13 protein-coding genes, 1 pseudogene and 1 riboswitch are annotated in these 13,268 nt (G+C 70.8%); of the genes and pseudogenes, 6 read left to right on the forward strand and 8 right to left on the reverse strand.

All coding sequences use genetic code 11. The features are described 5' to 3' along the window. Window positions 1–43: 43 nt before the first annotated feature. A complete protein-coding gene (locus LG388_RS24800; protein WP_225785259.1) occupies window positions 44–577 on the reverse strand; it encodes a 3-isopropylmalate dehydratase in 534 nt (177 codons plus the stop codon). Continuing rightward, window positions 574–1,845 carry an aconitase family protein gene (locus tag LG388_RS24805; RefSeq protein WP_225785260.1) on the reverse strand — a complete coding sequence of 424 codons (1,272 nt, stop codon included), beginning with the start codon at window positions 1,843–1,845 and terminating at the stop codon, window positions 574–576. The genes LG388_RS24800 and LG388_RS24805 overlap by 4 nt, the downstream gene beginning before the upstream one ends. A 254-nt stretch (window positions 1,846–2,099) precedes the next feature. Here LG388_RS24805 and LG388_RS24810 point away from each other — a divergent pair, with 254 nt between their 5' ends. Continuing rightward, window positions 2,100–2,858 (forward strand): IclR family transcriptional regulator, encoded by a 759-nt coding sequence (locus tag LG388_RS24810; protein ID WP_255632239.1) that lies wholly within the window; start codon window positions 2,100–2,102, stop codon window positions 2,856–2,858. A 34-nt stretch (window positions 2,859–2,892) separates the two neighbouring features. On the opposite strand, the gene LG388_RS24815 is transcribed toward LG388_RS24810, so the two are convergent. The 3 genes from LG388_RS24815 to LG388_RS24825 are packed head-to-tail and all read right to left on the reverse strand — an operon-like array spanning window position 2,893 to window position 4,943. Continuing rightward, window positions 2,893–3,099, reverse strand: coding sequence for a hypothetical protein (locus LG388_RS24815; protein WP_225785262.1), 207 nt, complete (start codon window positions 3,097–3,099; stop codon window positions 2,893–2,895). 36 nt (window positions 3,100–3,135) lie between these two features. Further along, window positions 3,136–4,362: an MFS transporter gene (locus tag LG388_RS24820; RefSeq protein ID WP_370630239.1), complete on the reverse strand. Its 1,227-nt coding sequence runs from the start codon at window positions 4,360–4,362 to the stop codon at window positions 3,136–3,138. Beyond that, window positions 4,359–4,943: a RidA family protein gene (locus LG388_RS24825; protein WP_370630240.1), complete on the reverse strand. Its 585-nt coding sequence runs from the start codon at window positions 4,941–4,943 to the stop codon at window positions 4,359–4,361. Before LG388_RS24825 ends, LG388_RS24820 begins: the two co-directional genes overlap by 4 nt. Window positions 4,944–5,011: 68 nt before the next feature. On the opposite strand from LG388_RS24825, the gene soxR reads away from it, so the two are divergent. Further along, entirely contained in the window at window positions 5,012–5,479 is a 468-nt protein-coding gene (soxR, locus tag LG388_RS24830; protein ID WP_304956863.1) for a redox-sensitive transcriptional activator SoxR, read from the forward strand. Between the two features lie 28 nt (window positions 5,480–5,507). Here the strand turns inward: soxR and thiC are convergent, their stop codons facing one another. The 3 genes from thiC to LG388_RS24845 all read right to left on the reverse strand — a co-directional run bounded on the left by thiC (window position 5,508) and on the right by LG388_RS24845 (window position 9,373). After that, the gene (thiC, locus tag LG388_RS24835; RefSeq protein WP_225785263.1) at window positions 5,508–7,394 is read right to left on the reverse strand and encodes a phosphomethylpyrimidine synthase ThiC; all 1,887 of its coding nucleotides are present in this window, start codon (window positions 7,392–7,394) and stop codon (window positions 5,508–5,510) included. Between the two features lie 156 nt (window positions 7,395–7,550). Further along, window positions 7,551–7,660: riboswitch (TPP riboswitch) on the reverse strand. A 27-nt stretch (window positions 7,661–7,687) separates the two neighbouring features. After that, window positions 7,688–8,383, reverse strand: coding sequence for an HAD family phosphatase (locus tag LG388_RS24840; RefSeq protein ID WP_225785264.1), 696 nt, complete (start codon window positions 8,381–8,383; stop codon window positions 7,688–7,690). 39 nt (window positions 8,384–8,422) lie between these two features. Beyond that, window positions 8,423–9,373: a LysR family transcriptional regulator gene (locus LG388_RS24845; RefSeq protein WP_225785265.1), complete on the reverse strand. Its 951-nt coding sequence runs from the start codon at window positions 9,371–9,373 to the stop codon at window positions 8,423–8,425. Between the two features lie 347 nt (window positions 9,374–9,720). Between LG388_RS24845 and LG388_RS24850 the strand changes: the two are divergent. The 4 genes and pseudogenes from LG388_RS24850 (at window position 9,721) to LG388_RS24865 (ending at window position 13,264) form a co-directional block, all read left to right on the forward strand. Next, window positions 9,721–10,525 (forward strand): annotated as a pseudogene (locus tag LG388_RS24850) (Bug family tripartite tricarboxylate transporter substrate binding protein). Window positions 10,526–10,553: 28 nt separating this feature from the next. Continuing rightward, complete coding sequence (locus LG388_RS24855) at window positions 10,554–12,215, forward strand: FAD-dependent oxidoreductase (protein WP_225785266.1); 1,662 nt, start codon at window positions 10,554–10,556, stop codon at window positions 12,213–12,215. Between the two features lie 61 nt (window positions 12,216–12,276). Beyond that, window positions 12,277–12,402, forward strand: a complete 126-nt coding sequence (locus LG388_RS26885) for a hypothetical protein (protein ID WP_370630241.1) — start codon at window positions 12,277–12,279, stop codon at window positions 12,400–12,402. A 63-nt stretch (window positions 12,403–12,465) separates the two neighbouring features. Further along, window positions 12,466–13,264 (forward strand): IS5 family transposase gene (locus LG388_RS24865; protein ID WP_370630242.1). Its coding sequence is split into 2 segments (ribosomal slippage): window positions 12,466–12,738 and window positions 12,740–13,264, totalling 798 coding nucleotides; the frame shifts between segments, so codons are not numbered across the junction. Window positions 13,265–13,268: the final 4 nt, after the last annotated feature.

Raw genomic sequence — 13,268 nt, forward strand, 5'->3', positions numbered from 1 at the left:
TGCACACCGTGGGTCACGACAGGGGGGGGGTGGAAGGGTCGCCTCAGGCCGCCGGGCCCGCGTCCGTCTTGCCGGCCAACCGGCGTTTCAGGTAGGGGATCAGCCCGCCGGCTTCGAGCATGCCGCGCTCGGAGGCCGAGAAGGGCTGCAGCGCGAGGACCTGGCCCGTGCGCAGGTTCTTCACCTCGCTCGCGGCCCAGTCCACCGTCAGTTCGTCGCCGCGTGCGGTCGCGGCGCGGATGCCCGGGCAGGTGATGAGCGGAAAGCCCATGCTCGTCTCGCCGCGGAAGAAGCCCGGCGAGAAGGATTCGGCGATCACCGCCGCGATGCCCAGGTGCCGCATCGCGCGCATGGCCGGGTAATGCGGGTGGCCGTAGCCGAAGTTCTCGCCGCCGATCAGCAGGTCGCCCTTCTTCACCGTGGACGCGAAGCCGGGCACGTAGTCCGACATGGCCAGCGACGCCAGTTCCTTCACGTCGGTGATCTTGATGTTGCGCACGCCGATGATGAGGTCGATGTCGTAGTCGTCCTCCTCGAAGACCCAGGCCGCGCGGCCGTGCAGGTTGGCCAGGCTCATGCCGCTGCTCCTGCCGCCGCTTCGGCCAGGTAGGGCCGCGGATCGGCGATGCGCCCTTCGAGCGCCGACGCCGCCACCACGGCCGCGTTGCAGATGTAGATCTCCGAATCCACACTGCCCATGCGGCCCGGCGTGTTGAGCGTGCCGGTGGAGACGGCGCGCTGCCCGTCGCTCATGGTGGCGATGCGGCCGAAGCAGTAGTCGCAGCTGGGCGAGCTGATGAAGGCGCCCGCCTCCACCAGCACCTCGATCAGCCCTTCGCGCGCCGCCGCCGCCATGATGGCCTTGGACGTGGGCACCACGTGCAGCTGGAAGCCCGGCTGGATGTGCCGCCCGCGCAGCACCTCGGCCGCGATGCGCAGGTCCTCCAGCCGGCCGCTGGCGCAGGAGCCGAGGTAGCCGGTGTGCACTTCGACGCGGGTGTAGTCCTTGAGGTCGCGCGTGTTGGCCGGGCTGGGCGGCACCACCACGATGGGCTCCAGCGCGGACACGTCGATGCGCACGACGCGCTCGTACACGGCGTCGGGGTCGGGGTACACGGGATCCAGCGCCACCTTGGAGCGGCCCTTGACGTAGTCCAGCGTCTTCGCGTCGGGCGCGATCAGCATGGTCGTCGCGCCCAGGAACATGGCCTGGCCGCAGAGGGTCTGGCGGCCTTCGATGCTCATGGCGTCGATCACCGGCCCGCTGAGCTCCACCACCTTGAAGCGGCAGGAGGCCGGCCCCATCACGCGCACCATGTGGTGGAACACGTCGCGCGCCATCACGCCGGGCTGCAGCGTGCCGGTCAGCTCGACCTTGACCGTCGCCGGCACCGTCATCGTGATCGTCTCGGTGGCGAAGGCCTCGACCACGCCCTTGCGCGCGCCGAAGGCGAAGGTGCCGAAGGCGCCCAGCTGGCTCACGTGGCCATCGAAATGCACCGCGAAGGCGCCGGGCGTGGCATAGCCCAGCTCGGCCGAGACCTGGTGGCCGATGCCCTCGCGCTCGACCACCGGCACGCCCTGCTCCTGGCCCCAGGCGCGCGTGATCTTGTGCAGCTCTTCCTCCTTGGGCGCCGTGGCCGGCACCATGTGGTCGATGAAGAGCACGAAGCGCTCGGGGCTGGACACCCTCTCGATGCCGAAGTCCTCGCGCGTCTCCTTGAAGAACACATCGGTGTAGCCGGGAAAGTCGTAGGCGATCACGAAGTCCGGGCGGGCCGTGATCTCTTCGCCTGGACGCACGCGCCCCCGGCCGGCGGCGCGCGCCAGGATCTTCTCAGTCATCGTCTGGGGCATGGCTCTTTCACGTCGCCGCCATCGAGGTTCCCACGATGTGGCTGTTGATCAATCTGCAGTACCGCGATTACATTGGATGAAGGAGCCAGAACGTTCAGGTGCAACCCGAGTTAATGCCACACTGTGGAAACTAAACGCCCTCCGTCCCGCCGGACGCCCCCGCCCGCCCCCACGGCCGCCCCGCGGGCGCCGCGGAATCCCCCGCGCGCACCGGCACGCAGAGCATCGAGCGCGTGGTGGGCATGCTGCGCGTGGTCGCCTCGCGCGGGCGGCGCGGCATGCGCATCGCCGACGTGGTGAGCGTGAGCGGCCTGCCGATGTCCACCTGCTTTCGCATGCTGCAGCGGCTGGAGCTGGAAGAGCTGGTGGTGCGCGACCCGCTGACGCGCAAATACCACCTGGGGCCCTTGCTCTACGAACTGGGCATGCTCGCGCAGCCGCGCTACCGCCTGAGCGAGCTGTGCGAGCAGGCGATGCACGCGATTGCCGACGAGACGCAGGACACCGTGTACCTGAGCGAGCGGCGCGGCGTCGAATCCATCTGCACCAGCCGCGTGCTGGGCGACTACCCGATCAAGGCGCTGACACTGGACGTGGGCATCCGCCGGCCCATGGGCGTGGGCGCGGGCGGGCTGGCCATCCTCAGTGCGCTGCCCGAAGCCGAGGTGGCGCAGATCATCGAGGCGAACGATGCCCGCTATGCGAAATACGGTGCGTTCGCGCCCGGCTTCGTGCAGCGGGCAGTCGCCGAGACACGCGCCCAGGGCTATGCCTTTCTGGACAGCGCCGCCACGCCCGGCACGGCCGCCGTGGGCGTGGCCTTCCCGCCCGACAACCCGATCGCGGCCGTGAGCGTGGCCGCGATCTCGAGCCGCCTCGGGCCGGCCCGCCGCGCCCAGGTGGCCAAGGTGATCCAGCAGCAGGTGCGCGCGATCTGCGCACTGCTGCCGGCGCAGGTGGCCGGCACCGCCCCGCCGCCCACACGCCGCAAGGCGCGCTGAGCCCGCGCGCGGCGCGCCCGCCAGCCGCGGCGCGTCAGGCGTGCGCCGGTTCGGCGCGGTGCAATTGCGCGTTCAGCGCGCGAGTGCCGGCGGCCAGCGCCGCTTCGTAGCTCGCGCAGGTCGCTTCGGCGCGGCGCGCGATGCGCACGGGGCGGCCCTGTGCGTCGGTTTCCATGAGGACCCAGAGGAAGTCGCCGGGTTGGGGCTCTTCCACCGACAGTTGAAGAGGTTCGTGTGTCATGCGAAAGATGCTGCGCCGCCGGGCCGCGCCCGCGTGTCAGCCAATGCCGCATGTGCGGCGAGCCAGCCGCTGGTCGTGCCACAGCACGGCCGCCGCGCCCAGCAGCAGGGCCGCGCCCAGCGCGCAGCAGGCCAGCCAGCCGCCCTGGCGCCAGGCCGCCGCGCCCAGGGCCGAGCCCACGGACGCGCCGATGAAGTAGCAGGTCATGTAGACCGCGTTGACGCGCGAACGGGCCTGCGGCGCCAGCGCATAGATCACGTTCTGGTTGCTGATGTGCACGCCCGGCAGGCCCAGGTCGATGAGCAGGAAGCCCAGCAGGAACGCGCCCAGGTGCGCACCGCCCAGCGCCATCGCGCCCCAGCCCGCCAGCATCAGTGCCACCGACACGGCCGTGGTGGCCTGCACCCGGCCGCGGTCGGCCATGCGGCCCGCGAAGCTGGCCATGAAGGCGCCCGCCACGCCCACCAGCCCGATCAGGCCGATGGCCGTGTCGCCCAGGCCATGCGCGGGGCCGGCCAGCATCAGCGCCATGGTCGAGAACAGCACGCTGACCGAGCCGAAGCTCAACGCGCCCAGCAGCGCGCGGCTGCGCAGGCGCGGGTGCTCGCGCACCAGCGTGCCGAGGGAACGCAGCACCTGCGCATAGCGGATGGGCTCGGGGTTGCGCGAGCGCGGCAGCACGCACCACAGCGCGGCGGCCAGCGCCAGCATGGCGGGCGCGGCCACGCGGTAGACCAGGCTCCAGCCGCCCACGCCCGACAGCAGGCCCGCCACGCTGCGCGCCGCCAGGATGCCCATCAGCAGCCCGCTCATCAGCAGGCCCACGGCGCGTCCGCTGCGCGCGGGCTCGGCCAGGGTGGCGGCCATCGGCACCAGGATCTGCGCGGCCACCGAGAACAGGCCCGTGATCAGCGTGCCCGCGACCAGCATCGGGAAGTTCTGCGCCCAGCCGCTGAGCAGCAGCCCGAGTGCGGCCAGCGCCATCAGGCCCACGGCCAGGCCGCGCCGCTCCAGCTTGTCGCCCAGCGGCACCAGCAGCAGCAGGCCGGCCGCATAGGCGAGCTGCGACAGGGTGACAGTGGAGGCGGCGGCCGCATCGTTCACCGCCAGGCCGGTGGCGATGGAATGCAGCAGCGGCTGGTTGAAGTAGTTGCTGCCCGCGCACAGGCCCGTGGCCAGGGCCATGAGCAGCAGCGCGCCATCGCCCAGGCGCGGCACGCGCAGTGCCGGACCGCCGGCGGTTGGCAGGGCGCGGGCGCTCATGCCCCGCGCCCCCGCCGGCCGGCGCTGGCGAAGGAGGCGAGCGGATCGGCCCAGGCCGCGGGCGCCGGCGGCGGCAGGGGCACGGCCGCCATCGCGTCGATCTCGAACCGCATGCCGTCCAGCGCCAGGCGCGGCACCGGGATCAGCGTGCAGGCCGGTGGGGGCAGCGTGCCCCACACCCTGCGCACCGCGGCCGACACCCGCGCCAGCCGCGCCTCGCTGTGGTCCACGATCAGCAGCGTGAGCTTGAGCACATGCGCCGGCTGCGCGCCGGCGGCCGCCAGCGCCGTCTGCAGGTTCGCCAGCGCCTGGTCGACCTGGGCGCCGAAGTCGGCCGGCAAGGCGCCGTCCGGCCCTTCTCCGCCCTGGCCCGCCACCTGCACCCACCGCAGCGCGCCTTCGGCCAGCGCCACGTGCGAATAGCCGTGGGGGGCGGGGTCGTACAGGCCGGCCGGGTTGATGAAGCGGTGCACCGCGGCCGGCGGCGCAAACGCCGCAGACACGGCAGACGCCGCGGCTGCGGCGATGGCAGGCTCGGCCGCGAGGGACAGGCGGTGGAGATGCAGATGTGGGAAGAACATGCCGGCAGTATGGAACCTCAACCATAATCGAGGTCAAGCCTTGCACGTTCTCCTCTCCTTGTTACGCCATGCCCATCGACCACCGCATGCCCGTCACTTTCGATGCCCCGCCCGAACTGAGCGTGGGGCAGCTGGCCGCGCGCAGCGGCGTGGCCGTGTCGGCCCTGCATTTCTACGAAGCGCGCGGGCTGATCCACTCGGTGCGCACTGCGGGCAACCAGCGGCGCTACCCGCGCTCGATGCTGCGGCGCGTGGCCGTCATCAAGGTGGCGCAGCGCGTGGGCGTGCCGCTGGCCGCCATCGGCGAAGCGCTGCAGGCCCTGCCCGAAGGCCGCACGCCCACGGTCGCCGACTGGCGGCGGCTGTCGGCGCGCTGGCGGGCCGAGCTCGATGCGCGCATCCACGCGCTCACGCAGCTGCGCGACCAGCTCGACGGCTGCATCGGCTGCGGCTGCCTGTCGCTCAAGGCCTGCCCGCTGCGCAACGCGCAGGACGCGCTGGGGCAGACCGGGCCGGGGCCGCATTTCGAGGACTGATGCGCGTGGCCGGTCTGCCGCGCGCCCGTCAGGCCGCCGGCTGGATGGGGATGTAGAGCTCGCCGCCCGCGGCCTTGAACTCGGCCGACTTGGCCTGCATGCCCGCCGCCGCGAACTCGCGCACTTCCTGCGTGATCTTCATCGAGCAGAACTTGGGGCCGCACATGGAGCAGAAGTGCGCCTCCTTGCTCGAATCCTTGGGCAGGGTCTCGTCGTGGAAGTCGCGCGCCGTGTCCGGGTCCAGCGCCAGGTTGAACTGGTCCATCCAGCGGAACTCGAAGCGCGCCTTGCTGATGGCGTCGTCGCGCACGCGCGCGCCCGGGTGGCCCTTGGCCACGTCGGCCGCATGCGCGGCGATCTTGTACGCGATGATCCCCTGCTTCACGTCCTCGCGGTCGGGCAGGCCCAGATGCTCCTTGGGCGTCACGTAGCACAGCATGGCCGTGCCCATCCAGCCGATCATGGCGGCGCCGATGGCCGAGGCGATGTGGTCGTAGCCCGGTGCGATGTCGATGGTCAGCGGGCCCAGCGTGTAGAAGGGCGCCTCGTGGCAGTGCTTCAGCTGCTCGGCCATGTTGGCCTGGATCATGTGCATGGGCACATGGCCCGGGCCTTCGATCATGGTCTGCACGTCGTGCTTCCAGGCGATCTGCGTCAGTTCGCCCAAGGTGCGCAGCTCGGCGAACTGGGCTTCGTCGTTGGCATCCGCGCCGCTGCCGGGGCGCAGGCCGTCGCCCAGGCTGAAGCTCACGTCGTAGGCCTTCATGATCTCGCAGATCTCTTCGAAGTGCGTGTAGAGGAAGCTCTCCTGGTGGTGCGCGATGCACCACTTGGCCATGATGGAGCCGCCGCGGCTCACGATGCCCGTGCGCCGGTTCGCCGTCAGGTGGATGAAGGGCAGGCGCACGCCGGCATGGATGGTGAAGTAGTCCACGCCCTGCTCCGCCTGTTCGATCAGCGTGTCGCGGTAGATCGCCCAGGTCAGGTCCTCGGCCACGCCGCCCACTTTTTCCAGCGCCTGGTAGATGGGCACGGTGCCGATGGGCACGGGCGAGTTGCGCACGATCCAGTCGCGCGTGGTGTGGATGTTGCGGCCCGTGCTGAGGTCCATCACGTTGTCGGCGCCCCAGCGGATCGCCCACACCAGCTTCTCCACCTCTTCCTCGATGCTCGAGGTGACGGCCGAATTGCCGATGTTGGCGTTGATCTTCACGAGGAAGTTGCGGCCGATGGCCATCGGCTCCACCTCGGGGTGGTTGATGTTGGCCGGGATGATGGCGCGCCCGCGCGCCACCTCGTCGCGCACGAACTCGGGCGTGATCGGGCCCGCGGGCAGCGCGGCGCCCAGGCCGTTGCCGCGCAAGCGCTGCTCGCGGCCCGCGTCGGCCAGGTACTCGGCCATCCATTCGCGCCGGCCGTTCTCGCGCAGCGCCACGTATTCCATCTCGGGCGTGACGATGCCGCGGCGCGCGTAGTGCATCTGCGTGACATTGCCGCCCGCCTTGGCGCGGCGCGGCGTGCGCTGCAGGCCGGCGGCCTCGGCCCGCAGCGCGGCGATGCGCGCGGCCGACAGGTCCTCGTGCTTCACGCCATCGTCCAGCGCCTGGTGCAGGCGGCCGGTGTAGCTTTCGGTGTCGGCACGCGCGGCGATCCACGGCGTGCGCACGCCTGGCAGGCCGCGGCGCACGTCGATGTCCACGGCCGGGTCGGTGTAGGGACCGGAGGTGTCGTACAGGTGCACGCGCTCGCCATTGGTCAGCAGCACCTCGCGCAATGGCACGCGCAGGGGCTCGGCGAGATCGGCGCGCGCGCTTTCGAGGTAGACCTTGGTGGAAGCCGGAAAGGGCTCGCGGGTGCGCGCCAGCAGGGCGGCGAAGTCAGGGCGGGCGTGGAGGGAACGGTCTGGGGCATTCATGCGGGCAATCTCCTTGGAAGTGGATGGATTGCTCCGCATCGCGCCGGAGGAACGCGGGCGCGCGCCTCGGCCCACCAGAACCCTTCCCAGGCCGGCGCCCCGGGGACGCTGTGCAGGGAAAGAACCTCATCGGCCCACACATGGCGCACGCCGGTTCACCGGCACTGCAGCTCTTCTTACGCTGGTACTAACCAGATCAAGTTCGCGGTTCCGGCGGTCAGGTCCGCCATCTCAGCACGCCATTACGTGCACCCCGGAGCGGGGCCGAGTCTATCGCCAAGCGCGCGCGGCGATCAACCGGCCGATGGCGGCCGGGCCGCCGCCAGCACGGCCGGCAGTTGCGCCATGTCGCTGAAGATGTGCGGCACACCGATCGCGCGCAGCGCCTCGGCGCTGCTGTGGCCCAGGCCGCCCGGGCTGTAGCCGAAGACCGTGGCGCCCGCACGAAGGCCGGCCGTGGCGCCGGTCACGGTGTCTTCCACCACGGCGCAGCGGGCCGGGTCCACGTCCAGCGCGGCGGCGGCGGCCAGGTACACGTCGGGCCAGGGCTTGCTGCGCGGCGTTTCGTGGCCGCTGAAGATGCGGCCCTCGAAGGCGTCCAGCAGGCCGACCTTGGCCAGCTGCAGTTCGACCTTGCGGCGGTCCGCGCCCGAAGCGCAGGCGATGCGCCCCTGCAGCGCCGCATGCACGGCACGCACGCCCACGTCGGCGCCGGGCACGATGAGCAGGTCCTGCGCCAGCGCTTCGTTGCGGCGCTGCCAGAAGCTCTGGAGCCATTCGGGCGTGAGCTTCGCACCGGTGCGCGCCTCGATCATCGCCATTTCGTCCTTCACGGCCTTGCCCACGAACAGGCGCATGCATTCGTCCAGGCTCAATGCCCAGCCCAGCTCGCCCAGCATCTGCGCCAGCACGCGGTTGGTGATGGGTTCGGAGTCGACGAGCACGCCATCGCAGTCGAAAAGGATGGCGTCGAAGGGCAAGGCAGTCATGGAAGAGAAAGGGAACGCAAAGGGGAATCGGAAGGCCGATCATCGGCCATCGCGCGGCGGGCCGCCGGCCGGCGTGCCGATGGTGCGGCGGCCGATGGGGTGTTGCTGGATCGCCGCGAGCTCCTCGCGCGCCAGCGCCATGAAGCTCTCGCCCAGCGTGGACAGCGGCCGGTGGACGTTGCTCACGCGCAGGACCGGGAAGCGCGGCGCCCTGGGCAGGGCCACCAGGGCCAGCCGTTCGGGGCGGAAGGCGCGGGCCGACAGGTCGTCCACGAAGGCCACGCCCGCACCGTGCGCCGCCATGGCGCAGGCGGCATAGCCCGAGCGCACTTCCACGCCGCGCCGGGGGTGGATGTTGCGCTCGCCCAGCCAGCCGTCGATCACGCGGCTTTGCGGCGCCTCGGGGCTGTAGAGCACCAGCCGCTCGCGCAGCGCAGCCGTGAGGTCGAAGCGCTTGGCGGCCAGCAGCGCATGGCCCGGCGGCAGCGCGCACCACAGCCGCCATTGCCCGAACTCGCGCACGTCGAGCACGGGATGGTCCAGCGGCGCGCTGGAGATCGCCAGGTCGGCTTCCTCGGCCACCAGCAGCTTCACGATCTCCCGCGTGGGCAGGGCCTCGAAGGCGATCTGCGCGTTCGGAAAGCGCTGCATGACGCGCGCGATGGTGCGCGGCACCAGCTCGAGCGCGGTGTTGGCGCTGGACAGCACACGCAGCGTGGCATGGGCGCCGAAGCGCAGGTGGGCCGCCACGTCCTGCACGTGGCGCACGCCGCGGTAGACCTTCTCGACCTCGGCCTCCAGCGTGTAGGCCTCGGGCGTGGCCACCAGGCGGCCGCTGGCGCGCACGAACAAGGGCACACCCAACTGCAGCTCCAGGTGGCGGATCAGCCGGCTCACGCCGGGCTGCGAGACATGCAGCAGCCGGGCGGCACCGGTGATGGAGCCGGTGCTCATCACCGCGCGGAAGACTTCGATCTGTCGCAGGTTCAAGTGCGCACTCCTCAGGGACGGTCCAGAACAGATTCTCTGCGGACGACGCTCGGGCATAACACGCAGGCATGCCCTTGCCATGCCTTGGTATTGGCGCACGCGGCGGCCCGCTCCTAGCATTTCTGCGTTCGTCCCGCCCCGGGGACGCGTTCCGCACGGAGACACGCATGCACCCGATTTCCCGCCGCCGCGGACTGAAGTCCGCGGCCCTGGCCCTGCTCGCGGCCAGCCTGCCCCTTGCCGCCGTCCAGGCCGCCGATGCCTATCCCTCCAAGCCCGTCACCCTGGTCGTCGGCTTCGCCGCCGGCGGCTCGGCCGACATCCTCGCGCGCCTGCTGGGCGAAGCCATGGGCAAGGCCCTGGGCCAGCCGATCGTGATCGACAACCGGCCGGGCGCCGGCGGCACCCTCGCCAACAGCTTCGTGACAGCAGCCCCGGCCGACGGCCACACGCTGCTGTTCGTGACCAGCGGCTTCCCCGGCGCTGTACCCCAAGCTCAAGTACGACAACCAGAAGAGCTTCGCGCCCGTGGCGCTGGTGGGCCAGTCGCCCGTCGTCGTCGTGGTGCCGGCCAGCTCGCCGATCCGGGACTTCAGGTCGCTGCTCGAGGCCGCGCGCAAGGCCCCCGGCAAGATCAACTACTCGGCCGGCGGCGGCGGTGCGACCACGACCAGCCTGGCGGCGGAATTCCTCAAGAACGAGACGAAGGTGGACATGCAGATGATCCCGTACAAGGGATCGGGCCCCGCGCTCACGGCGCTGCTCTCGGGCGAGGTCGATGCCGGCTTCGACATTCCTTCCAGCGCCCTGCCCTACATCCAGGCCGGCAAGCTGCGCGCGCTGGCCGTGACGACCGCGCAGCGCGCGCCCGTGCTGCCCGAGGTCCCCACCGTGGCCGAGCTGGCCGTGCCCCAGTTCGAAGTGACGGGCTGGTTCGGCGTGCTGGCCCCTGCAGGCACGCCGCCGGCCGTGGTGCAGCGCCTGCACCAGGAAGTGAATGCCGCGCTGCAGCAGCCCGCGGTGGCGCAGCGGCTGCAGTCGCTGGGCGTGGCGCCCGGCCAGGGCTCGAGCGCCGACTTCGCCCGGCTGATCGCGACCGAGACGCAGCGCTACGGCGACGCGATCCGCCGCCTGGGCCTGACGCCCGATTGACGCCGCCCGCGCGAGGACCCCATCCCCCATGAATCCCGGCAACCTGCATGGCAGCGAACTGCACGCCGACCTGGTGGTGATCGGCGGCGGCCTGGGCGGCATCGCCGCCGCGCTGGCCGCCCTGCGCCTGGGCGCGTGCGTGATCCTGGCCGAAGAATTGGACTGGCTGGGCGGCCAGCTCACGGCCCAGGGCGTGCCGCCCGACGAGCATCCATGGATCGAGCACCTGAGCGGCTCGCACAGCTATGCGGAACTGCGGCGCGGCATCCGCCAGTACTACCGCGACTGCTTCCCGCTCACCGAAGCCGCACGGCTGAACCTGCGGCTCAACCCCGGCCAGGGCAACGTGGGCAGCCTGTGCCACGAGCCCTGGGTGGCGGTGAAGGTGATCGACCGGATGCTGGCCCCGCACGAGGCCGCGGGCCGCCTGACGGTGCTGCGCGAGCACCGTCTGCAATCGGTGGACAGTGACGGCGACCGCGTGCAGGCCATGCAGGTGCTGGACCTGCGCGAGAACCGCCAGCGCGTGCTGCGGGCGCCGATGTTCATCGACGCCACGGAAATCGGCGACGTGCTCGATCTGGCCGGTGTGGAGCATGTCTTCGGCGCCGAATCACAGGCGCAGACCCAGGAGCCGCGCGCCTTGGCCGAACCCGACCCCTTCGACCAGCAGGCCGTGACCTGGTGCCTGGCCGCCGACTACCTGCCCGGCGAAGACCACACGATCGAGCGCCCACGCGACTACGACCGCCTGCGCACATTGCAGCTGGACTGCTGGCCCGGCCCGCAACTGAGCTGGACGCTGAGCGACTTCGTCACGCACGAGCCGCGCGAGCGCCCGCTCTTCGTGGGCCCCACCGACGCCGAGACGCTGTACGACCTGTGGCACGCGCGCCGCATCGCCTGGCGCAAGAACTTCGAGCCCGGCGCCTACGCCAGCGACATCACGCTCGCCAACTGGCCGCAGATGGACTACTGGGAACAGCCCCTCGTCGGCGTGAGCCCGCAGCGGCAGCAGGCCGCGCTGCAGGGCGCGCGCGACATCAGCCTGGCCTTCTTCTACTGGATGCAGACCGAAGCGCCGCGCCATGACGGCGGCCACGGCTACCCGGGCCTGCGCCTGCGCGGCGACGTGCTGGGCACCACCGACGGGCTGGCCAAGCAGGTCTACTACCGCGAAGGCCGGCGCATCCAGGCCGAGTTCACGGTGCTCGAACAGCACATCGGCGTGCAGGCGCGTGCCGGCTTCGACGCCGCCGAGCGCTTCGAGGACAGCGTGGGCATCGGCGCCTACCGCATCGACCTGCACCCGAGCACGCGCGGGCGCAACACGGTGGACATCGATGCCTACCCCTTCCAGATCCCGCTCGGCGCACTGCTGCCCGTGCGCGTGCAGAACCTGCTGCCCGCGTGCAAGAACATCGGCACCACGCGCATCACCAACGGCGCCTACCGCGAACACGCGACCGAGTGGAGCATCGGCGAGGCGGCCGGCTTCCTGGCCGCCTTCGCGCTGCAGCGCAAGCAGCCGCCGCGCGCGGTGCGCGCCGTGCCCGAGCTGCTGGCGGACTTCCAGCACCTGCTGCGCCAGCAGGGCGTGCTGCTCGAATGGCCGCAGTTCGGGGCGCTGACGCCGACGCGGCGCGTGGGCTACCAGTTCGCCGCCCCGATGAAGGCGGGCACGCCATAATCTCCGGCGGCACCGAACTGCTGCCCCTGCTGGGCGATCCGACCGAGACCGTCAAGTCGCCATGATCTACAACCCGTGGTTCGCGCAACACGGCATCGACGCCGCGGTCGTGCCCATGGCGGTGAGGGCCGCCGACTACGCGCTCACGCTGCGGCAACTGCTGCCGCTGGCGCAGGTGCGCGACTGAGACAGCAGCGCTCGGGTGGCATTCAGAACGTGTTTACGATCACCTCCCGCCGACAATCGGGAGGTGAAGAGAAAGCCATACGCCAGCGACATCAGCCGAGAGAAGTTTGCCGAGATAGAGCCATTGCTGCGAGGCGTTCGGCGCAGCACCAAGCCGATCAAGCTGGACCTGTACGAAGTGTTCTGCGCAGTGCTGTACCTGCTGCGCACGGGCTGTCAGTGGCGTTATCTGCCACCGGACTTCCCCAAGTGGCAGAACGTGTATGCCTACTGGCGCAAGTGGAGCGAGCCTGACCCGCACGGCGTGAGCGTGCTGGAGCAGGCACTCAAAAAATCAGGTTGGCGCGGCCCGCGAGAGACTGGGGCGCAACGCCTGCAGCACGCTCTTGATCGTGGACGCGCAGAGCGTGAAGAACACCGACACGGCGAGCCTGAGGGGCTATGACGCGGGCAAGAAGGTCTCTGGGATCAAGCGTCACATCTGCGTGGATACCCAGGGGCTGCCGCACGCGGTGGCCGTGACCACGGCCGAGGTGACGGATCGCAAAGGGGCCTTGGCGGCGCTCAGGCGCTGCAAGCCCAGGCTGACAGGGGTGCAAAGCCTGCTGGGCGACAGCGGCTACGTGGGCCAGCCCTTTGCACGGGGCGTACAAGAGATTCTGAGCGGGCATGTGACGGTGCAGATCGCCAGAAGGAGCGAGTTGCGCACCTTCAAGGTCATGCCCAAGCGCTGGGTGGTGGAGCGCAGCTTTGCGTGGCTGGAGAAGAACCGCAGGCTGTGGAAGAACTGCGAGAGGCTGCTCAACACCAGCTTGCAGTTCATTCACATGGCGTTCTTGGGGCTGCTACTCAGAAGATCGTAAACAC

The sequence above is a fragment of the Xenophilus sp. Marseille-Q4582 genome, assembly GCF_916700565.1.
GTDB lineage: Bacteria > Pseudomonadota > Gammaproteobacteria > Burkholderiales > Burkholderiaceae_C > Xenophilus.